Raw genomic sequence first — 22,844 nt, forward strand, 5'->3', positions numbered from 1 at the left:
AAAGGGGACGGTTTAAGTGTTTAATTGGGACAGGGATTTTTCTCTTTGGATTATATTGTCTGTATAATAGTTGGGGTGATGTTAATTGGGGAGAAATAATATTTATGGTTATAGCTTCGTTTGTTTTTGGGGGGATTGGATTTTGGCAATTAAGAAAAGGGAACTTATTAGAAGAGAATATAGCTAAAAATGATTTGAAGTTTTGGGATATTGATACTTATGTTTTACTAGAATTACCTCAAAATAATAAACATTACGGTTTATATACTCCCGATGGGGCCTATATAGTAGGAACAACTATGGTTTCAACTGATATAATTTCTTCAAAATTACCTTTTTTAAAAAACAAGCAAGTTATTGGATTGGAAGCAAAGGATGGGGAAACTCTTGCATATTTTCATAGTGAAGTTGAAAACTATGATTGGGCTATTTATGACTCAAATTATAATTGTGTAGGTATGTTTAAAGAAAATATGATACAAGGATTTGGAATGGTACGTGGTTCTTTAATGAATGAAAAAGAGATAAGACTTTCTGAAGTAGAAGTTGAATTTGATTTTTTCGAAACTTCTTTTCGTACAATGGATAACCGGATATTAATAAACTGTAAAAGAGGATATATGCCTTTGGAATGGAGCGAAAGATTCGGATTAAATGTACCTATTATTAAATTAGGTAATAATATTTCTAATGCTGAAAAGATATTTGGTTTAGGGGTTCTTTTCTACATTTTAGAAACAATTAAAGTAAGAAAAAGTAGGGTTTTTAATGATTAGAGTTTCAAAAATTATTTAAAAAAGAAATTGAAGAAAAGCAGTGATTCTTTTTAGGTGTTGATGTTTTTGAAATAGTTAAAGAATAAATCTTAATTCACATATACATAAAAAAGGGGAATTTCTATGAAATCATTACGTTTATTTATGATTCTCACTCTTGTTGTATTGTTAAGCGCGTGCAATACAGCGACACAAGTTACAAAGGTTCAAAAAAATGGCGAAACGACTTTAAAAATTGGTTCTCTGCAAGGGTATTACGATGTACAAACACTTAAAGCTGAAAAAGGAAATGTGGAAATCCCTTATGAAGCAGCTGTTGAAGAAGGTACGATTTTATTACAAGTTACAAAAGATGATAAGGTTATTTATGAAGAAGAAATCACTTCTCAAAAAGAAGGTTTGCTTTCTTTTGAAGCTTCAAAATCCGGATCATATGATTTAATTGTACGCGTGAAGGGTGAAAAAGAGAAAGCAAAAGAAATTCAAATACATACTAAGCTATGAAAAAACGGCAAGTGGAGTGCACCCGCTTGCCGTTTCCGTTTTCAGTTGATTCTGTCACAACATATGTTTATCAATTTAAGAGGTGATCTTCCGAAATTCCTAATGAAGTTAAAATAAGAGATCAACAAAAAATATGTTACAACCTTGGCGTGGTAGTAACGGAATTTATAACTCTCTTTTACACGATAAAAAGACTGGGTTTGATACATTTTTATTCGAAAGAGATGTAGATGGTAAAAAGCAAGTAGTAGTATTTAGGAGAAGGGACATAAGGTGATGCTCTTTTTGGAGAAGGTGTCCTAGATCTTACTACCGATATTGATTATATATGGGGGGAAATAAGTTGAAAAGCATTGAAGTTCTAAATACATATATTGAAGGGAGTTCTGTTGCAATCCCTACGTGGTTAAAGCATCTAATTGAGGCAGAGGAGATACATCAAAACTATGAGAATGTACAAGTACTTGGTGCATTAAAAACAGATGCGGTGTTGTACTATGTACACCGTACGCTGCAAGTGTTGGATGGACTGTCTTTAGATGAAGAAGCATATCGTATTATTGAAAAGGTACTAACGTATAGTGAGCTTGCAAAGGTAGGATCTTTAAAACAGCGGGAGCAATGGAAGAAAAAAGGGATCAATCTATTGGTACATAACGAGGGTTCTGCTGATATCTTTAGTGATATTCAGTTTATTGAACGTGTAGAGACAAACTTAAACTCTACTGAGTATTTGTTTATTCAAGATTTAATTAGAACACATGGATTAATCGGGCAGTATATACGCGGGGAGGCTCGTTTGGATTCTCATGTTGATTTAATTAACACATATAAAGAAGAATACGGAGACGTTAGGTTAAAGGAGATTCTATACTATCTTAACCAATGCATTATTGAGGGCGTATCAAAAGCTTTGTGGAGTGAAGTAAAGAACGATGTGAAGATTACAATTGATGGTCTGTTTGATGGTTATATGGAGCCATTTACTTCTCGTATACATAGACTAACGCCAAAACATAAGGAGTCAGCATTTGAAAAAGATATAATTATGGGGAGCGAGAAGAGTGACGTTCAAACATTCCTATCTAATAAGGATTTGTGGTATGTAGAACCTTCTATGCATGCTCTTAGCTTTGAGGATATTTGGACAGTTTTTGTTATGTTAAAGAATGAGATAGGCACTAGAAAAGTTCAGCATATACATTTCGAGAAATTGATGCAGCAGCTACATTATGATTTCAAAGGCGAAAAAAAGGACAACGTGTACCGTAAGCGAGTTATTGAGAAGTATCTACGGGAGTACCGTGAGAACGAGAAACCGAATACAACGCATGTTTCTTTTCAGGTTAAAGTCGATGAAGATATGAAGACTGCGTATGTGTCGTTTCGGTTTTCTGCTGTAGGTGAGGCGTTAATAACCTTCTGTGTAGAGGCAGAAAAGGTAGATATGATGCATGCTCGGGCAAATGTGCTGCTGTTTGATTTCTTCGGGTTACGAAAGGATGCATATGATAGATTCCATAACGAAGAAGTGTATCTGGAGCATATGAATAGCTCGGCTGATGATAAACGAATTATTCTTGATTATATAAAGGGAGATACGATTGTAGATGTCGGAGCCGGTGGTGGTGTCATGCTAGACATGATTGAAGAAGAGACCGAGGATAAACGAATCTACGGTATCGATATTTCCGAAAACGTGATTGATACGTTGAAAAAGAAGAAGCAGAACGAGGGGTGTTCTTGGAACGTCATTAAAGGGGATGCAATCAATTTAAGCAGCTCATTTGAAAAAGAATCGGTTGATACGATTGTATATTCTTCTATCCTTCATGAGCTGTTCTCTTATATCGAGTATGAAGGTAAGAAATTCAATCATGAAGTAATTAAAAAGGGGCTGCAGAGTGCCTATGAGGTGTTAAAGCCAGGAGGTCGTATTATCATTCGTGATGGCATCATGACCGAAGATAAAACGTTAATGCGTGTGATTCATTTTAAAGATGTAGGCGGAATGAAGTTCTTAGAGCAGTATGCCCATGAATTTAAGGGGCGTATAATCCAGTATGAGGTACTTGCAGACAATACAGTCAAAATGTCTGTTAACGATGCAATGGAGTTCTTATATACGTATACATGGGGCGAGGATTCCTTCGTTCATGAGGTGCAAGAGCAGTTTGGAATATTTACGCCAAACGAATATAAGGACTTCGTAAAGGGTATCTTTGGATATAAAGTAAACATCGTTCAAGCTATGAACTATTTACAGGATGGATATACACAACATCTTAGCGAGAAAATCGAGTTTAAAGATGAGTCTGGGAATGCTGTTGCGCTACCGGATAGTACATTCTTTATGGTTTTAGAAAAGAGGTAATGATGTTGAAAACCTTTAAAAATATAATTTTAAGAAACTTAATTTAATAGTCTTCAGTTAAAGAGCGTATTTTTAGAGTAATGAAAAATTCCTAATTTCTTAACTTTATACCGAGAAACATATCCAAGTGGGGTAGTGACGATTAAAACCGGGAATATTAGAACAACATCGCTAGCTGAAATTTATCAAAACGCCCCTGTGTTTCAAAACCTTCGTAATACAGATAAGGATAAGGGGAAGTGTGGTGTTTGTGAGGGATCTCGTTCTAGAGCATATGCAATGACGGGGGATTATATGGAAAGTGAGCCTTTCTGCGTATACGTACCAAAAGCATTGCGAAAACAGAAAAAGAACATAAAAAAGGGCTATGAGTAAAAGCTTACTCACAGCCCTTTTTTAATGTTTTATAATGTATAGTACTTCGCATCCGTCATTAAAAATTCGCTACCTATAACTGTTGTACTGAAACAAGTTTTTTACACATGTATTCTATTAAACCGATTTTAATAAAGAATAAAAATTCGTATCATAGGGAATGTCATCTTGATACATATAATTTTTTAGAACGCCTTCTTTTTCAAAGCCTAATTTTAATAGCACTTTATTGGAAGCTTCATTTTCAAGAAAGACAATTGCTCCGATCCGTTTTAAATGAAGTGTGTGGAAACCGTATGATATAACTTCAGAAACAGCTTCTGTCGCATATCCCTTACCCCAGTGTTCAGGGAGAAAGGCATAACTTATATTGGCCCGTTTATGCTCAGAAGACCAATCGTGAAAACCAATTGTTCCAATGAGTTCTTTCTTGTTTTTTAATTCGATTCCCCATTTTATACCACTTCTTGCATTGTAACTCAACTTAAAGTTATGAATGATTTGTTTTACTTGATCAATATCCTGTAATGGCTTTTGCCCATAATAGCGTAGTACGTCAGTATTAGAGAAGCATTGTAGTATACTCAGTGCATCTTCTTCGGTAAGTTCTCGTAAAATGAGTCGTTCAGTTTTCAATATAGGAAACATACTTTCACTCCATTTCTTTTGAAACTAGAATGTGTTGTTATTATATAATTTAGTCTGAAAATAAAGATTATTCAAGAGGGAATTATAGTTTTGATTTGTGATAAAATTGATTGTGGAATATATTTCAAAAAGAGGTTTGTATATGGAGAAAAATTCAATTTTAATTGTAGATGATGATCAAGATATTATTAGATTTATGAACGTGAATTTAATGCAAGAAGGTTTTAAAGTTTTTAGTGCTCATAATGGAGAAGAGGCTTTAGAAATTATAAATAATAATAGCATTCAACTTGCTATTTTGGATATTATGATGCCACAAATGGATGGGATAGAATTGTGCAGAAGGATTAGAGAGAAACATAGTTTACCAATTATGTTTTTAAGTGCAAAATCATCGGATGTAGATAAAGTTGTTGGATTTAGTACGGGAGCAGATGATTATATAGTGAAGCCGTTTAGTACAATTGAATTTATAGCGAGAGTGAAAGCCCAGTTAAGAAGGTATACATATTTCAATCAACATGCTGTCCAAGTGATAGAAAAGAAAATAAACATTAGAGGTTTAGAAATAGATGAAGTGTCTAGAACAGTAATGTTATATGGAGAAACAATCAATCTTACAAAAACGGAATATGATATTTTGTATTTAATGGCAGCTGCAAAGAATCGTGTATTTACTATTGAAGAAATATATGAGAGCGTTTGGAAAGAAAGAGCCTATGAAAGCAATAATACAGTAATGGTTCATATCGCAAGATTAAGAAATAAAATTGAAGAGGATCCAAAAGAACCGAAGTTTATTCAAAATGTTTGGGGAGTCGGATATAAAATTGAAGATTAAATCATTACAAGGCATTAGAGCTAAGTTTTTTACCGCATTCATATGTAGCATCTTGTTAGCAACTGTAAGTATAATAGTGTTTCAAATTTTAATTGGAAATATATATAGTCATGTTACTGCATTAGAGGAAAAATATTCATTTTTATATTTTATAGTTTTTTTGATTTTTACTACGACATACTTTGCATGTATGACAAAAACAATGATGAAAAGATTGTCTGAAATTAATAAGAACGTGAAGGAAATAAGTAATGGTAATTTTGAAGTACATATACCTATTTCAAAAAATGACGAGATTGGTGAATTAGCGACGAATGTAAATAGAATGGCCAAAAGTTTAAAAGAGTCTGTCGAGAATGAAAAAAAATCACAGGAAATGAAAAATGAAATGATTAGTAATATTTCGCATGACTTACGAACACCTGTAACATCTTTAATCGGTTATGCGGACTTATTAGGAAATAAGCTGCATGCAAATGGAGAAGAATGTGAACAGTATGTAAGCATATTAAAGCGAAAAAGTTATGAATTAAAAAATCAAGTAGATGAATTATTAGAATACTGTCAAATAAATTATAGAGAGATTGAATTACATAAAAGTGTAGTAAATATGAAAGCGTTAATGGAACAAATTATGATTGATTTTGTACCACAACTAGATGATGCTAATATGAGTTTTTGTATGAAAGGTGATAAGGAGTTACATGTGGAAATGGATGTAGCGCTTATGGTGAGGTTATTCGAAAATATAATTAGTAATAGTATTATGTACGGGAAAGACGGAAAGGAGATTTTAATTCAAGTTTCTAAAAGAGACATGAATGTTGAAATAGAAATTAAAAATTTTGGACCATGTATTCCAGATGAGAACCTTCCTTACGTTTTTGAGAAGTTTTATCGTGGTGAAAAATCACGCAGCTCTCATACAGGTGGAAAAGGAATGGGACTTGCAATTGCGAGAAGTATAGCAAAACTTCATAAAGGGGATATTTCTGTACGTAGTAACGATACAGAAACAGTTTTCACTATCGTTTTACCGCAGTATAAAGAAATGTAAGAAAGTCGTAAGTATTTCTTACGTATGTTGTAATTTTCAATTCGTATCATGTAGAACAAAGATATGAGAGTAGGGATACAACATGTGGAAGAAATATGTATTAGTAATTTTAGTTGCTTTTTTACTTATAAGTTGGAGTGTAGTTTATTTAGCTAAAGGTGTCATATCAGTCATTGTGTGGTGGAGTATACAAGCCTTTAGCTTCGTATCAAGCTTTATTTTGATAGGGTCAGTATTACTATTTGTGTGGAAAGGCATTTTTAGAAAGCGGATAGATAGTATGCTCCTCTTCATAGTTCTTTTTTCTATAATTGGAGCTTGGCCCTTAGGATGGTTTGCTAATATAGGGGGACTTGCTTACCCAGCAGATATACATTCTATGAGCCCTAAAGTAGTCGTGCGCTTTCCTTTGAATGAACGAGCGTTAGTGGGATGGGGCGGTGATCGATTAGAAACGAACTATCATGTTATAAAACCAAATGAACGATGGGCATATGATATTATTATCCCGCCTACTGAAGTCAAAAGTAGTAAGTTAGAGGATTATGGAATATATGGTGCAGATCTACTAGCACCAGCTTCAGGAACAGTTGTATCAATCAATAATGATGAAACAGATTTAATTCCAGGATCAGATGATTTTCAGTCAATGGCGGGAAATCATATCTATTTACGACTAGATGAAACAGGCACATTTCTGATTCTTGCCCATTTAAAGAAAGGGTCAATTCATGTGAGGGAAGGACAACATGTGAATGAAGGAGAGTTTCTTGCTCAAGTAGGAAATTCAGGAAGTTCAAGTGAGCCCCATTTACATATTCATCATCAAAGGCAGGATCCATCAAAGGTAAGTATGTTTTTAGCAGAAGGATTGCCACTGTACTTTCAAACTGAAAAAGGTGCGATGATGCCGGAAAGAGGGACATATATAAGAGGTAATTAGAAGAGAATTACTTCACTAAAAAAGGTATTCCAATAAACTGGAATACCTTTTCTCATTACCCTACAAATGTTTGATACAGTAAGAAAATATTTAAAATGATAACAAGTATAGCAATGATCCAAGCGATAAAGGTAGTGATGCGGTGATTAACGAGTGCACCCATAATTTTTTTACTACTTGTAAACATAATAAGTGGTACTAATGCAAAGGCAATACCGAATGATAAGACGACTTGACTCATGACTAGAGCGTAAGTTGGATTTACACCTAAAGCGATAATAACTAATGGTGGAATCATTGTAATAAATCGGCGTAAGTATAACGGAATATGCATTCGAATGAAACCTTGCATAATAATATCACCTGACATTGTACCGACAGAAGAGCTAGATAGTCCTGCTGATAAGAGACCAATTCCAAATAAAGCAGCTGATACAGGACCGACTAAGTTGCTAAACTGGTTAAAAGCGACATCAAGATCTTCGACATGCAAGCCATTTTTAAAGAATAGTGCAGCAGCAACAATTAGCATACTTGCATTAATTGCTCCTGCGATAACCATTGCGATAATGATATCTATAAATTCGAAGCGGAAAATCTTTTTCTTTTGTTCATCATTTGTTCCGACTACGCGGCGCTGCGTTAAGGCGGAATGTAAATAGATTGCGTGCGGCATAACTGTCGCACCTAAAATTCCGGCTGCAAGTAATATACTGTCTACACCTTGGAATTTTGGAATAAATAGTCCTGAAAGTAAAGGGCTTAATTCCGGTTTTGCATAAAAGACTTGTACACCAAAAGCGATAACAACGATAAAAATCATTCCTGTTATAATAGCTTCTAATGGACGGAAGCCTCTACGTTGAAATTCAAGAATAATAAATGATCCAGCAGCTGTAATTAAAGCTGCCGGTAACATCGGAATCCCAAATAATAAGTACAATCCGAGTGCAGCTCCAATAAATTCAGCTAAATCAGTCGCCATAATAACGAGCTCTCCTTGAATCCATAAACCGATGGAAACAGGTTTTGGGAAGTTTTCTCGAGCGATTTCAGGAAGGTTTCTTCCTGTAGCGATTCCTAATTTAGCAGATAAAGTTTGGATTAATACTGCCATTAAATTAGAAGCAAGAATTACCCAGAGTAATAAATATCCATATTGTGATCCAGCAGCAATATTTGTCGCGAAATTGCCAGGGTCAATATAAGCGACTGAAGCGATGAAAGCAGGACCTAAGAATGGTAATAGTCTTTTTAAACCTTTCGTTTGTCCGCTTAATGCTAAATGCGCTGATTGAACAGTTGTACTTTGAGAAGGGACATGTTCATCTTTTGATATATCTTTATTCATAGTAGTTTTCCCCTTTGGTATGTTAACTTGTTGAAATTATTGTAAGTATTCTTATTCTTTATTTCAATACATTTAAATGTATTAGGTTATATTTTTTATTTGAACATAAATGTTTCCTTAGTGCAAATTATATGCCTTAATACAATGAATGGTGTGGTGTTATTAAAAATTGGGAGTTTATGGTGTGATGAGGCGGGGAAACATAATGAATTAAAGGGCTGTTTTTGAAATTTATGTGAACATAAAGCTGATAATACAGCATATTAATTGATGGAATTGCATTTGTATGATATATAATATATTGGGATTACAACATAACCATAGTGTTTTGATGTGTAATCTTGTTTTTTATTTTTGTTAACTGATAGAAAATAGTATAAAGAAAAGAAAATGGAATTCATTTTCTTATTATATATGTTTTGATATGAACGTTAACTTATACATGATTTAAAAAATTAGATAGGTGGTAGAAATACATTGGCAACTACAAAACCATACAGAGTATTACTATATTACATGTACACAACAATTGAAAACCCAGAAGAATTCGCGGCAGAGCATTTAGCATTTTGTAATTCACTTGAATTAAAAGGAAGAATTCTTGTAGCAAAAGAAGGTATTAACGGAACTTGTTCTGGAACTGTAGAACAAACAGAGAAATACATGGAAGCAATGAATAATGATCCACGTTTTGACGGTATCGTATTTAAAATAGATGAAGCTGATGGTCATGCATTTAAGAAAATGCACGTACGTCCTCGTCCAGAGTTAGTTACACTTCGTCTAGAAGATGACATTAACCCACACGAAATAACTGGGAAGTATTTAGAGCCAAAAGATTTTTATGAAGCAATGAAACAAGAAGATACAGTTATCATTGATGCGCGAAATGATTATGAATTTGATTTAGGTCACTTCAAAGGTGCGATTAAACCTGATATCGAATCATTCCGTGAATTACCAGATTGGATTCGTGAAAATAAAGAAGTACTTGAAGGTAAAAAGATTTTAACGTACTGTACAGGCGGAATTCGTTGTGAGAAGTTCTCTGGTTGGTTAGTTCGTGAAGGTTATGAAGATGTAAGCCAGCTTCACGGCGGAATTGTAACGTACGGAAAAGATCCAGAAGTACAAGGTGAGCTTTGGGATGGACAATGTTACGTGTTTGATGAGCGTATTGCTGTACCAGTAAACCAAAAAGAACATGTTATCGTTGGTAAAGACCACTTTACAGGTGAACCTTGTGAACGCTATGTAAACTGTTCAAATCCAGAATGTAACAAGAAAATTTTATGTTCCGAAGAAAACGAAGCGAAATATTTACGTGCATGTTCTCATGAATGTCGTGTAAGCCCACGTAACCGCTACGTAATACAACATGAATTAACGGAAGAACAAGTAGCTACTGCATTAGAGCAAATCGAAGCAGGGAAGTAAGCTGAATTCGTATAATAAAAGGGGTACTCCAAGTTTTATTTTGGAGCACCCTTTTTTTATTATCCGGTCCTGTTATTTGTCGGTTTTTGTCGGTAAGTCGATATATTAAAAAAATCGCTGATATATTTTGAGTTGCGCTGATATATCTTAAAAATCGCTGATATATTTCGAGTTGCGCCGATATAATCGGAAAATCGCTCATAAAAATTTCACTTACTGCAGCGCGCCAAGAATTTGAAAATAACCTTCTTTAATTTTTATCTTCTTTCTCTTTAACGGCAGAAAGTACAGTTTGTTTTACCCAAGCTTTTCTTCGTTTATGCTGTAGACCCCATTGGTATAAACTTTGGGCTCCTAAAATAAGTGAAATGACAATGCCGCTAATCGCAATTAATAGAGCGAAAAATTCAAGAGGTGACGATATCTTGTTTGAATCGGTGTTTCTTAACAGGTCAATCATAGTAAACCCTAACATTTGGCCCACTACAGAGTAGAGCGTTAAAATTAATAATAAGAGGCTATCTTTTTTAGAGGCGACATTTTCTTGATATTTAAACAAACTATCAAGATTTTGTTTCGCGTTCGAGTATAGAACCTCAATATTAAAAAGTTTTCTTAAACGAAAGAAAATATCTTCACTTTGTGATTGGGATACTAATTCTAAAGAAAAATAATTAGCAGTGAACGAATTGATCGAATAAATTAATTTCTCTATTTCATTAGTATCTTGTTCAATGTTTAGCTCAGCATAGGCGTTAGCCATTTTTAATAAAACAATTTTATGAAATAGGTTTAATAATAAAGCGTAATAAAATTCTCCGTACATTTGACTAGCAAGTTTAGCGATTTCACGTTCTCCTTCATTTGTTACACATGTAAAAATATGTTCTTCCATTATGAAATAACGATTTGGAGCCCATCTCTGGTAAGCGTGTTTTTTTAAATAGTCATGAATGTAAGGAAGGTTATTTGCACTCACATATGGCTTACCATCACTTGTTAATCCGGAAAGACTAGAAGTACGATAAACATCCACTTGATTAAGTTCCATTCCTTCTTTTAGTGACAATAAAGTTTGGACGTACATTCTTTGGTCTTCGAAGAAAGGGAAGGTTTGAAAGTATGAACTTCTTAATCTCTTCTTTTCAAAGAAATCAGTTACGCCATGAAATAAATAACCAAAAATGAATTTTTCAACTTGGGAATACTTTTTTCCGTTACATTCAATACAAATAGTCTCATTTGTATCATTTTTAGTTTCAAGTACACGGAAGCGAGCAGCGAATTCGATTGCTTCGGATAAAGTCATGTTTGGAGCAGTGTTTACTTCTGTTCGAATTGTTAAGAAGCCAAGTTCATAAGGACAAAGTGTTACATCAATAGAGTGTATCTTGAATGGGATTGAAATAAGGTTTGTTGTTAAATGTCCAGTTAAGTTAAGGTCCTTTGAATAACGTTGCAAGCCCTTTTGATGCTCTGAGTGAGGAAAGAGAATTTTATTGGTAAATGAAAGATAGTATGCTTCCATATTTTGATGTGAAACTTTAAACTCCCCATAATATGTATTTTCATCATCGAGATGATCGAGCCGAAAAGGACGAAAATCGTTTTTTTGTAAGAAAGGGAACATCTGTTGTTCATATCCAGCTTTAAACGAAAACGGGAATATAAATTGAAATACAGCTGTTGCTACATCTTTTTCCTCAATTACTTGTATTGCCTCCATCTACATTGTTTCCTTTCCATATATGATATAGAAACAACATGCCCAAATTTATTTGAAAATAACCACTGTTTTATACCCAGTTAAGAGTGAAAATTCAGCTTATTTAGCAGAGGACATGTATAATATTATGTATATTAAAAGTTATAAAATTGTATTTTGAAAAGGGGGATGCTGTATGAGGATTTTAGTATTAGGCGCTGGTGGAGTCGGAGGATTTTTTGGTGGCAGATTAGTCGAAAAGGGAGAAGATGTTATATTTCTTGTTCGTAGTAAACGAAAAAAACAATTAGAGGAAAGAGGACTTGTAATCCGGAGTGTTAACGGGGATTTTTCGTTTCAACCGAAATTAATAACGAAAGAAGAGAGAACTTCTCCATTTGATGTTATTTTATTTTCAACAAAAGCGTATCACTTAAAAGAGGCAATTCAAGATTTGAAGCCGTTTGTTGGCGAAAATACTGTAATCATTCCATTGTTAAATGGTATCGCCCATTTATCGCTATTACAAAAAGAATTCGGTGAGGAAAAAGTAATTGGCGGTTTATGCTTTATCGAGACGACGTTAAACGATCAAGGAGAAATTGTACAAACTAGCGCTGCCAACAGACTTGTGTTTGGAGAAATGAAGTCTCAAAATTCAGAGAGAGTGAAGCATATTTCTAAAGCATTTGCAGGTACGAAATCTAGTTTTGTTTTAAGTGAAAATATTACGCAAGATATGTGGCATAAATATTTATTTATTACTGTAATGTCCGGTGTGACAACGTTAATGCGTGCACCAATTGGACCAATCCGTGAAAGTGAAGGCGGCCGTGATTTTATCCGTAATGTGTTTGAGGAATCTGTACAAATCATGAGAGTATTAGGAGCTCCCGTAAAGGAAAATATTGCCGAGGAACATATGAAAACGATTGATAAAATTTCGTATGATATGAAGTCATCAATGCAACGTGATATGGAAAAGGGTTCGTTTATTGAAGGGAAGCACTTGCAAGGATATTTACTGGATGTAGCAGAGCAATTTTCAATAGCGGCACCATTATTAGGCACTATATATCAAAATTTAAAGGTGTATGAAGAGATGATCTTTAACAGATCTGTAATAGAATTAGATGTATGAAAAAATAAAAAAGAAAGCAATATATAAGTGTATTGCTTTCTTTTTTTATGACAAATTATTTATTTCTTTTTGTTCTATCTGTCAAATTTATTTCCTGTTCACGTTTACCATATAACTGATTAATTTCATTTGCTACTGCATCTAAATAGGAATCGGAAAAAATAGGCTTCTTTTCTTTAGACATATGGGTCTCCTTTATCGATTTTTTAGTATTCATTATGTATATTTCTCAGTGGATTATGCACAATCATTTTAATTTTTTTCTTATTAAAAATTTTTGTTTACTTTTTGAAAATAAAGGAGTATTATAATCCACAGTTTCAATTTTCTAAATCGCTGAAACCGCATGGTACGGGGGACCCGTTCTTATGGATTAGTTCTTAATTCAATGGGGTGAATCCTTGAAAAAGGTAGGGCTACTCAAAGGCCCGAATCCGACAGCTAACCTCGTAAGCGTTATATTGAGAAGGAAGGTGGAGCTTGTGCGACAAAAAATATAATGTCTACAAGTCTATTTCGTTATGGCTTGTAGACATTTTTTGTTTTCTGAAGAAATAGTTTGCTGGCTATAACAAGCAGAATCGTTCGTACAAAATTATTGGAGAGTGGACAGCATTGGTTTCATCTATTAAAAGATTTTTAATTGGAAGACCGTTAAAATCAACGGAGCTTGGAGAACAAAAGCTTAATAAAACGAAAGCTTTAGCTATTTTATCTTCTGACGCATTGTCATCAGTTGCTTACGGTCCAGAGCAGATTTTAATTGCTTTAGCAGGAGTTGGAGCGATAGCTTATTGGTATTCTATTCCAATAGCTGTTGGGGTATTAGTATTATTGACAGCCCTTATTTTATCTTATCGCCAAATTATTTTCGCTTATCCGCACGGCGGAGGAGCGTATGTTGTATCAAAAGAAAATTTAGGGATGAATTCAGGCTTAATTGCTGGAGGATCTTTATTAGTCGATTATATTTTAACTGTTGCAGTAAGTGTGTCTGCAGGTACAGATGCGCTCACGTCTGCCTTTCCTAGCTTACATGCACATAGTGTGATTATTGCAGTTGTATTTGTTATATTTATTACCATCTTAAATTTAAGAGGGGTAACGGAATCAGCTTCCGTTTTAGCATATCCTGTTTATTTATTCGTTTTAGCATTATTTATATTAATTGGTGTAGGGATTTATAATATTTTAACTGGTCACGTGTCACCGAACTTACACACGCCGATTGGAACACCAGTTGCTGGGATTAGTTTGTTTTTACTGCTACGAGCATTTGCATCAGGAAGTTCTGCTTTAACAGGTGTTGAAGCAATTTCAAACGCAATTCCAAACTTTAAAGATCCAGCACCTAACAATGCAGCGAAAACATTGCTTGCAATGGGTGCATTACTTGCAGTTTTATTTTCAGGAATTGTGTTCTTAGCTTATTATTACGGAATTTCTCCAAGTAAAGAAGTAACAGTTGTTTCACAAATTGCTGAACAAACATTTGGACGTAATTTCATGTACTATTTCATACAAGGTACAACAGCTTTAATATTAATCCTTGCTGCTAACACAGGATATTCTGCGTTTCCGTTATTAGCAGTAAACCTTGCAAAAGATAAGTTTATACCAAGAATGTTTACGATTAGAGGAGACCGCCTAGGTTACTCAAATGGAATTATTATACTTGGAATCGCATCGATTATTTTAATTGTAGCTTTCCAAGGGCAAACAGAGCATTTAATTCCGTTATATGCAGTAGGTGTATTTATTCCATTTACCCTTTCTCAAAGTGGTATGGTATTAAAATGGCTTCGTGAAAAACCGGAAGGATGGGCTTTACGATTAACGGTCAATTTAATTGGTGCAGTCATTAGTTTTATCGTAATGAGTATGTTCTTTTTAACTAAATTTGCACAAGTTTGGTCAATCCTTATTTTCTTACCTGTAATTATCTTCTTATTCCACCGAATTAAGAAGCATTATGATGCAGTAGGAGACCAACTAAGTTTAAAAACTTGTGAACGGATTGTTCCGATTGAAGGAAATGTAATTGTCGTTCCAGTAGCTGGTATGACACATGTAGTAGAAAATTCATTGAACTATGCAAAGTCTCTTTCAGCAGATCAAGTTATTGCTGTATATGTCGCTTTTGACAGAGAAGAGGAAAAGAAATTTGAAGAGAAATGGAAGAAGTGGCAACCTGAAGTAAGGCTTGTTACTTTACATTCTCATTATAGAAGTATTATTCAACCGCTAACAAAGTTCATTGATACAGTACAGTATAAAGCGAGTGAATCAAATTACCGAGTTACGGTCGTTATACCACAATTCATTCCGAAAAAAGGTTGGCATAACATTCTTCATAATCAGTCTAGTTTACTCATTCGTGCGTATTTACTCTATAAAAGAAATGTTGTTATTACGACAGTTCCATATCATTTGAAAAAATAAGGAAATTTTTTAAGGATAGCTTCGCGAAAATGAAGCTATCCTTTTTGTGTATATGCTATGCATAATTGCATACGGGGTTAAAAGTTATATTAATATAATTTCGTCGGTTATTTGCAAGTAGTGTTTTCTGTTGTGATATGTAGATATTTCAATCGATAAAGTGAATCGGATTATATTTTGAAATAAGGACATGAAGGCTTGAAAATAAAGGGAATGAAAATACTTCTTTACGTTATATAAATAGCTGTGTTTAAATGACCTTACAGTACAAAACTTATATGAAAACAAAATGGAATTTCATATTTATGTATGTGAATTAGTTTAAAATGAATAATATTTTTATGTAATATATTCACTGTATCAATGTGGGAAATAAGATGAAATAGAAAATTCATGCAATGTTATTCATACTAACCACATATGAAAAGTTTTATAACGATAAGTAAGTACTGTAGCAATAAAATTGGGGAGAGATGGTTCGTGCGTGAATCGCGGTGAGAACGTTCTCTATTTTAACCATCTCAAATTATGGGCAAGAAAATAGAATAATAAAATGCGATAGTAATAGTTGCTAATACATAGGAGGAGTTAAAGTGAAAAAGACTTTAATTACAGGGTTATTGGTTACAGCAGTATCTACGAGTTGCTTCATTCCTGTAAGCGCTTACGCTAAGGAGGGGCAAATAGAAGTGAAAACAGTATATGCACAAAATGTAATTGCTCCAAATACATTATCCAATTCAATTAGAATGTTAGGATCACAGTCACCGCTAATACAAGCATACGGACTAGTTATTTTACAACAGCCAGATATTAAGGTGAATGCGATGAGTAGTTTGACGAATCATCAAAAGTTTGCAAAGGCAAATGTAAGAGAGTGGATTGATGAATATAATCCGAAGCTAATTGACTTAAATCAAGAGATGATGAGATATAGTACTAGATTTAATAGTTATTACAGTAAGCTCTATGAACTAGCAGGGAACGTAAATGAGGATGAACAATCAAAAGCAGATTTTACAAATGCATATGGAAAACTACAATTGCAAGTACAAAATATCCAAGAGAGTATGGAGCAAGACTTATTAGAGTTAAATCGATTTAAAACGGTATTGGACAAAGATAGTAACAACTTATCAATTAAAGCTGATGAAGCAATAAAAACACTGCAAGGATCAAGTGGAGATATTGTGAAATTAAGAGAAGATATTAAAAGAATTCAAGGGGAAATTCAAGCTGAACTAACTACTATTTTGAATAGACCTCAAGAAATCATTAAAGGTTCTATTAATATCGGTAAACAAGTATTTACAATCACAAATCAAACTGCACAAACGAAAACAATCGATTTTGTTTCTATCGGTACTTTAAGTAATGAAATTGTAAATGCTGCCGATAGTCAAACAAGAGAAGCCGCTCTTCGCATTCAGCAAAAGCAAAAAGAGCTACTACCACTTATTCAAAGGTTATCACAAACTGAAGCAGAGGCGACACAAATTACATTCGTTGAAGATCAAGTAAGTAGTTTTACAGAATTAATCGATCGTCAAATTACAACTTTAGAAACGTTATTAACAGATTGGAAAGTTCTAAACAATAATATGATCCAAATTCAAAAGAATGTTGAAGAAGGCACATATACAGATAGTAGTTTACTTCAAAAACATTTCAATCAAATTAAAAAAGTAAGTGATGAAATGAATAAGCAAACAAATCAATTTGAAGATTACGTTACAAACGTTGAAGTACATTAAAAATAAGTAACGATATAGGGAGAGAAGAAAAATGACAAAAAAACCTTATAAAGTAATGGCTCTATCAGCACTTATGGCAGTATTTGCAGCAGGAAACATTATGCCAGCCCATACGTATGCAGCTGAAAGTACAGTGAAACAAGCTCCAGTTCATGCGGTAGCAAAAGCTTATAATGACTATGAGGAATACTCATTAGGACCAGAAGGCTTAAAAGATGCAATGGAAAGAACAGGTTCAAACGCTTTAGTAATGGATCTGTACGCTTTAACAATTATTAAACAAGGTAATGTTAACTTTGGAAATGTATCATCTGTTGATGCGGCTTTAAAAGGGAAAGTGATTCAGCACCAGGATACAGCTAGAGGAAATGCGAAGCAATGGTTAGATGTATTGAAGCCACAGCTTATTTCAACGAATCAAAATATCATTAACTACAATACGAAATTCCAAAACTATTATGATACTTTAGTTGCTGCGGTAGATGCAAAAGATAAAGCGACTCTTACGAAAGGTTTAACTAGATTATCAAGTAGTATTAATGAAAATAAAGCGCAAGTGGATCAGTTAGTAGAAGACTTGAAAAAATTTCGAAATAAAATGACGTCGGATACGCAAAACTTCAAGGGTGATGCAAATCAAATCACATCTATTTTAGCTAGTCAAGATGCAGGGATTCCGCTATTGCAAAATCAGATTACAACGTACAATGAAGCGATTAGTAAATATAATGCAATTATTATCGGTTCATCTGTTGCGACAGCTCTAGGGCCAATTGCAATTATCGGTGGTGCAGTAGTTATTGCTACAGGTGCAGGAACACCACTAGGGGTAGCATTAATTGCGGGAGGCGCAGCGGCTGTAGGCGGTGGTACAGCTGGTATCGTATTAGCGAAGAAAGAACTTGATAATGCACAAGCTGAAATTCAAAAAATAACAGGACAAGTTACAACTGCTCAATTAGAAGTAGCTGGGTTAACGAATATTAAAACACAAACCGAGTATTTAACAAATACAATTGATACTGCAATTACAGCGTTGCAAAACATTTCAAACCAATGGTATACAATGGGATCAAAATACAATTCTTTACTTCAAAATGTGGATTCAATTAGTCCAAACGACCTTGTTTTCATTAAAGAAGATTTAAACATTGCGAAAGATAGCTGGAAAAATATTAAAGACTATGCAGAAAAGATTTATGCTGAAGATATTAAAGTAGTAGATACGAAAAAAGCATAATTGAATACGAATCGTTAGAGCGTTAAGTGTTGATGAATGATTTGAAGCTCCTGTTCAGTTGTGAGCAGGAGCTTTTGATATCCTTATAAAGAGAATAGGTGAAAAATATGCAGAAAAGATTTTATAAAAAATGTCTTTTAGCGGTAATGATTGCTGGGGTGGCAACGAGTAACGCATTTCCTTTATATCCTTTTGCAGCAGAACAAAATGTAAAGGTGCTACAAGAAAATGTGAAAAACTATTCCCTTGGACCAGCTGGATTCCAAGATGTAATGGCACAAACGACATCGAGTATATTTGCAATGGATTCATATGCAAAATTAATTCAAAATCAACAAGAGACGGATTTAAGTAAAATAAGTTCGATTAATAGTGAATTTAAAGGGAATATGATTCAGCATCAAAGAGATGCAAAAATTAATGCAACATATTGGTTAAATAATATGAAGCCTCAAATTATGAAAACGGATCAAAATATTATAAATTACAATAATACTTTTCAATCGTATTATAATGACATGTTAATAGCGATTGATCAAAAGGATAGCGGAAAATTAAAAGCGGATTTAGAAAAGTTGTATGCGGATATTGTAAAGAATCAAAATGAGGTAGATGGATTATTAGGGAATTTGAAAGCTTTTCGCGATAGAATGGCGAAAGATACAAATAGTTTCAAAGAGGATACAAATCAGTTAACATCGATATTGGCAAGTACGAATGCTGGTATTCCAGCTCTAGAGCAACAAATAAATACATATAACGATTCGATTAAAAAGAGTAATGATATGGTCATTGCTGGTGGCGTACTTTGCGTAGCGCTAATAACATGTCTTGCTGGCGGGCCGATGATTGCGGTTGCGAAAAAAGATATCGCAAATGCAGAAAGAGAAATCGCCAATTTAAAAGATAGAATTTCAGGAGCACAAGCAGAAGTCGCAATTTTAACGGATGTAAAAAATAAAACAACAAATATGACTGAAACGATCGATGCAGCAATTACAGCACTACAAAACATATCAAATCAATGGTATACAGTAGGTGCAAAATACAATAATTTACTACAAAACGTAAAAGGAATTAGTCCGGAAGAGTTTACGTTTATAAAAGAAGATTTACGTACAGCGAAAGATAGCTGGAAAGATGTAAAGGATTATACAGAAAAATTACATGAAGGTGTGGCAAAGTAAACAGTGGACTAGTTCTGCTGTTTATTTTTTTATCTTGTTTTTTGTGAGAGTTGAACTTGTAATTTTATATATAAGTTTTCATGTGTTTTATCCATGAGGCTTTGGGGTAATATTTAGTCAAATTGATACTAATAACCTAGATAAATTTCTAATCAAGCCTTTTATATGTAATGTTTTAATGAAAAAAGCTATACTGTAAGCAAAATTAAAAATTGGAAAGGAAATACTAGAACATGGAAAATTATTTGTTATTTATCCTTACAGCAATGCTAATCATAATAATGCCTGGTCCTGGTTTTGCACTAGTTACAAAAAATACTATCTCGCATGGCAAAAATGGTGGGATGAAGACTGTTTTAGGAACGATATCTGGAATGATGATTCATACAATAATGGCTACGCTAGGACTCTCTGCCATCCTAATGAAATTCTCTATGTTATTTATATTTATAAAATATGCTGGGGCTTTTTATTTGATTTTCTTAGCTGTAAAGTCAATTAAAAATGCTTTACATAAAAAAGAAGATATGTCAGGTTCAGTAGAAATGGACTCTAAGGATATTGGAGCGATGAAAAGTTTTAGACAAGGGTTTACTACGGCAATTTTAAACCCAAAAACGGCTGTGTTTTTCCTTAGTTTTCTACCCCAATTTATTGTGAGTAATCAAAATCATTTCCTCCAATTTCTTTTGTTAGGGCTCACATTTACGACTTTGACCGCAATATGGTATTTGTTTTATATCTCACTCATACGTCAATTAAGAACTTTTTTAAGAAAAGAACGAGTGAACCGTATAATGGAGGGGATTACGGGCACAGTACTATTAGTATTTGGAGTTAGATTATTTTTCCAAAAATAAAGATGTAAAAAAACCACAGTTTACATCCAAACTGTGGTTTTTTGAAGTGCAAGGAATTACACAAATCATTAGTCGCTATCTAACTTGTAATCCCTGTTTATTAATATTTATTTCAAATTTTTTAACTCTGCAACAGGAACAAGTCTAGTTTAGAATGAAAGTAATGCAATTGTTTAACATATGTATTGCCATAACATATGCAATGGATCTCTTAGAAATAAGATAAGCCGCAGTAAGTATCACCGAGCCAGGTAAATAAATAGCAATATCCGAAAGCTGGTTCGTATGAAGAACTGTAAAAATTATAATCGAAATGATAGATGCAATTGCAGTACCAATGTAATGCGAAAAACGATTTAATATTATATGACGAAATACAATTTCTTCAAGCATTGGACCTAGAATACCAAATACAAGTAATGTAAATATAAGAGGTATCTCCGTACCCGTTTCAAGGAGCTGTTCTTGGTTCTCTGGCTGACCAGTTGCTAGAAAACGCATAACAATCTGTTCCACAATTACCGTAAATAAAACTACCATAGGAATACTTACTATTTTTAGAATTGTCTTCTCTTTGAAATAAGTAAAGCTTTCAATAATTTCTTTCCTAAAGAAAATTATTCCCACAATAGCAGGTATAGTCAAACCGATGGCACTAAGAGCAAATTCTGATTCAACTATATTGCTGTTAGTTAAAAGTGATATGCCAAATAATAGGAACAAACCAATTTGAAGTAGTGCAAACAGTGTATAAATTATTAGCATAATAATTTCTTTTTTGTTCATTTTTATAAAGTTCACTTTATTGCCCCCATAATTAAATTACTTATAATCTTTAATTTTTCTTTCTGCATAACGTTCTCCTTTATTTATATAAGATTTTAAACCGGACGGTTCGGTCCGGAATCTAATGATACTATAAGTTTTTAGTTTTTTAAACCCTTTTTCCAAAGTATTAACAAAATCAAAATAGTAAAAAAGCAAATATATTTATATCTCAGTTGCTTTGTTGCAATTTAATTCCAGTAATCATTAATGATTAACCTTTCAATAGAATGAAGTGAGAGTGAGAGTAGTTTAAACCCTTTAGCTAAACATATTAATAAAAACTATATAATAGTCATATGTCTATACACTAAAATTAACTATATAATTTTTACATGTTCTACGATTTTAGGTAAAATTAGTTGTATAACATGACCGAATTAAACAATTGGTCATGTTTCTTTTGACAGAAAGTTCATTCGGATGATATAGATAATGAAATTTGACTAACCTCTTTTCAAACTGTATTGTTTGAGGTTTCCACAAGGTAGGAGTGATACTATATTTCTGTACCAAACTTATTTATAATTACAATAAAAAATTATTTGGGATATTAAGCTCGTTTTTATTAGGAGGATTACAAAGCATGACTAAAGTTGATAAGGTAAAAGAAAAAATTATTGAAACATCTTTATATTTATTTAATACTAATGGGATAACTCGCACATCCATCCAGGATATAATGACAGCTACTGAACTGCCTAAAGGATCTATTTATCGTAGATTTAAAAGTAAAGAAGAAATTGTCCTTGCTGCCTACGACAAAAGTGGTGAGATTATGTGGAGTCATTTTCATAAAGCAATGGAAAATAAAAAGACAGCAATCGATAAAATTCTTGCAATTTTCCTTGTATATCAAGATGCAGCTAATAATCCTCCTATTGCTGGAGGCTGTCCATTACTTAATAGCGCAATCGAAAGTACTGGAGTATTTCCAGAATTACAAAAAGCAGCAGCAAAAGGTTATGATAATACAGTAATGTTAATGGCCTCTCTCATAAAGGAAGGAATAGAGAAACAAGAGCTTAAAGAAGATATAGATATTATATCACTCGCTTCTTTTCTTTCATCTTCAATGGAGGGGGCTATTATGGCAAGTCGCGTATCTAACGATAATATACACCATCATTATTTTATTGAACAAATAAAACATCATCTTTTCTCTTATTCTAAATAAGTGAGAACTTGCATTGTTTCCATACGATTTTTATAAATTTAAATTGAATATATACCCTTCATAAAATGTATCTTCTGTTTATGAGGGGTATTTGAATAGACTTTAGCAAAGGGAGCTTTTTAGATGATGTTTCATGTTTCTTATTGAACGGCTTTGTTATCGTTAATACAGAAAAAGCAATAAAGAATGAATTACATATAAACTGAT

At 33.4% G+C, this 22,844-nt stretch carries 19 protein-coding genes, 1 pseudogene and 1 riboswitch; of the genes and pseudogenes, 15 read left to right on the forward strand and 5 right to left on the reverse strand.

The features are described 5' to 3' along the window. The first annotated feature begins 104 nt into the window (after positions 1–104). The 4 genes and pseudogenes from EKQ63_RS10705 to EKQ63_RS10720 all read left to right on the forward strand — a co-directional run. Entirely contained in the window at positions 105–776 is a 672-nt protein-coding gene (locus EKQ63_RS10705; protein ID WP_000233907.1) for a hypothetical protein, read from the forward strand. 123 nt (positions 777–899) lie between these two features. Further along, entirely contained in the window at positions 900–1,280 is a 381-nt protein-coding gene (locus tag EKQ63_RS10710; protein WP_000838922.1) for a BA_1872 family lipoprotein, read from the forward strand. Between the two features lie 328 nt (positions 1,281–1,608). Then, on the forward strand, positions 1,609–3,654 hold the full coding sequence (locus EKQ63_RS10715; RefSeq protein WP_087952950.1) for a class I SAM-dependent methyltransferase: 2,046 nt from the start codon (positions 1,609–1,611) through the stop codon (positions 3,652–3,654). A gap of 117 nt (positions 3,655–3,771) precedes the next feature. Further along, a pseudogene (locus EKQ63_RS10720) lies at positions 3,772–4,029 on the forward strand (SPASM domain-containing protein); the annotation flags it as partial. A gap of 117 nt (positions 4,030–4,146) precedes the next feature. Here EKQ63_RS10720 and EKQ63_RS10725 read toward each other — a convergent pair. Continuing rightward, entirely contained in the window at positions 4,147–4,677 is a 531-nt protein-coding gene (locus EKQ63_RS10725; RefSeq protein WP_087952948.1) for a GNAT family N-acetyltransferase, read from the reverse strand. 142 nt (positions 4,678–4,819) lie between these two features. Between EKQ63_RS10725 and EKQ63_RS10730 the strand changes: the two genes are divergently transcribed. From EKQ63_RS10730 to EKQ63_RS10740, 3 genes are all read left to right on the forward strand, one after another. Continuing rightward, positions 4,820–5,518, forward strand: a complete 699-nt coding sequence (locus tag EKQ63_RS10730) for a response regulator transcription factor (RefSeq protein ID WP_087952947.1) — start codon at positions 4,820–4,822, stop codon at positions 5,516–5,518. Beyond that, positions 5,508–6,575 carry a HAMP domain-containing sensor histidine kinase gene (locus tag EKQ63_RS10735; protein WP_142940688.1) on the forward strand — a complete coding sequence of 356 codons (1,068 nt, stop codon included), beginning with the start codon at positions 5,508–5,510 and terminating at the stop codon, positions 6,573–6,575. The genes EKQ63_RS10730 and EKQ63_RS10735 overlap by 11 nt, the downstream gene beginning before the upstream one ends. 82 nt (positions 6,576–6,657) lie before the next feature. Next, positions 6,658–7,518, forward strand: a complete 861-nt coding sequence (locus EKQ63_RS10740) for a M23 family metallopeptidase (RefSeq protein ID WP_087952945.1) — start codon at positions 6,658–6,660, stop codon at positions 7,516–7,518. A gap of 55 nt (positions 7,519–7,573) precedes the next feature. Here EKQ63_RS10740 and EKQ63_RS10745 read toward each other — a convergent pair whose 3' ends face one another. Then, the gene (locus EKQ63_RS10745; RefSeq protein WP_001030649.1) at positions 7,574–8,869 is read right to left on the reverse strand and encodes an Nramp family divalent metal transporter; all 1,296 of its coding nucleotides are present in this window, start codon (positions 8,867–8,869) and stop codon (positions 7,574–7,576) included. Positions 8,870–9,346: 477 nt separating this feature from the next. Here EKQ63_RS10745 and EKQ63_RS10750 point away from each other — a divergent pair, with 477 nt between their 5' ends. After that, positions 9,347–10,306: an oxygen-dependent tRNA uridine(34) hydroxylase TrhO gene (locus EKQ63_RS10750; RefSeq protein ID WP_000246215.1), complete on the forward strand. Its 960-nt coding sequence runs from the start codon at positions 9,347–9,349 to the stop codon at positions 10,304–10,306. Positions 10,307–10,556: 250 nt separating this feature from the next. Here the strand turns inward: EKQ63_RS10750 and EKQ63_RS10755 are convergent, their stop codons facing one another. Then, entirely contained in the window at positions 10,557–12,032 is a 1,476-nt protein-coding gene (locus EKQ63_RS10755; protein ID WP_143881020.1) for a hypothetical protein, read from the reverse strand. Positions 12,033–12,207: 175 nt separating this feature from the next. Between EKQ63_RS10755 and panE the strand changes: the two genes are divergently transcribed. Continuing rightward, positions 12,208–13,152 carry a 2-dehydropantoate 2-reductase gene (gene panE, locus EKQ63_RS10760; RefSeq protein ID WP_143881021.1) on the forward strand — a complete coding sequence of 315 codons (945 nt, stop codon included), beginning with the start codon at positions 12,208–12,210 and terminating at the stop codon, positions 13,150–13,152. A gap of 55 nt (positions 13,153–13,207) precedes the next feature. Here the strand turns inward: panE and EKQ63_RS30470 are convergent, their stop codons facing one another. After that, on the reverse strand, positions 13,208–13,336 hold the full coding sequence (locus EKQ63_RS30470; RefSeq protein ID WP_000031873.1) for a hypothetical protein: 129 nt from the start codon (positions 13,334–13,336) through the stop codon (positions 13,208–13,210). Positions 13,337–13,476: 140 nt separating this feature from the next. Further along, positions 13,477–13,623, forward strand: a riboswitch (cyclic di-AMP (ydaO/yuaA leader). 144 nt (positions 13,624–13,767) lie between these two features. Between EKQ63_RS30470 and EKQ63_RS10765 the strand changes: the two genes are divergently transcribed. The 5 genes from EKQ63_RS10765 to EKQ63_RS10785 all read left to right on the forward strand — a co-directional run bounded on the left by EKQ63_RS10765 (position 13,768) and on the right by EKQ63_RS10785 (position 20,635). Further along, complete coding sequence (locus tag EKQ63_RS10765) at positions 13,768–15,594, forward strand: APC family permease (RefSeq protein ID WP_143881022.1); 1,827 nt, start codon at positions 13,768–13,770, stop codon at positions 15,592–15,594. A 593-nt stretch (positions 15,595–16,187) separates the two neighbouring features. Further along, entirely contained in the window at positions 16,188–17,348 is a 1,161-nt protein-coding gene (gene nheA, locus EKQ63_RS10770; RefSeq protein WP_087994492.1) for a non-hemolytic enterotoxin NHE subunit A, read from the forward strand. Positions 17,349–17,379: 31 nt separating this feature from the next. Continuing rightward, the gene (gene nheB, locus EKQ63_RS10775; RefSeq protein WP_000162968.1) at positions 17,380–18,588 is read left to right on the forward strand and encodes a non-hemolytic enterotoxin NHE subunit B; all 1,209 of its coding nucleotides are present in this window, start codon (positions 17,380–17,382) and stop codon (positions 18,586–18,588) included. A 107-nt stretch (positions 18,589–18,695) separates the two neighbouring features. After that, positions 18,696–19,775 (forward strand): non-hemolytic enterotoxin NHE subunit C, encoded by a 1,080-nt coding sequence (gene nheC, locus EKQ63_RS10780; protein WP_087965046.1) that lies wholly within the window; start codon positions 18,696–18,698, stop codon positions 19,773–19,775. 233 nt (positions 19,776–20,008) lie between these two features. Then, entirely contained in the window at positions 20,009–20,635 is a 627-nt protein-coding gene (locus tag EKQ63_RS10785) for a LysE family translocator (RefSeq protein ID WP_088327267.1), read from the forward strand. A gap of 144 nt (positions 20,636–20,779) precedes the next feature. On the opposite strand, the gene EKQ63_RS10790 is transcribed toward EKQ63_RS10785, so the two are convergent. Next, positions 20,780–21,436: a CPBP family intramembrane glutamic endopeptidase gene (locus EKQ63_RS10790; protein WP_087952937.1), complete on the reverse strand. Its 657-nt coding sequence runs from the start codon at positions 21,434–21,436 to the stop codon at positions 20,780–20,782. 610 nt (positions 21,437–22,046) lie between these two features. Here EKQ63_RS10790 and EKQ63_RS10795 point away from each other — a divergent pair. Then, entirely contained in the window at positions 22,047–22,637 is a 591-nt protein-coding gene (locus EKQ63_RS10795) for a TetR/AcrR family transcriptional regulator (RefSeq protein WP_087952936.1), read from the forward strand. Positions 22,638–22,844: the final 207 nt, after the last annotated feature.

Source organism: Bacillus sp. BD59S (assembly GCF_007363175.1).
Taxonomy (GTDB): Bacteria; Bacillota; Bacilli; order Bacillales; family Bacillaceae_G; genus Bacillus_A; species Bacillus_A pacificus.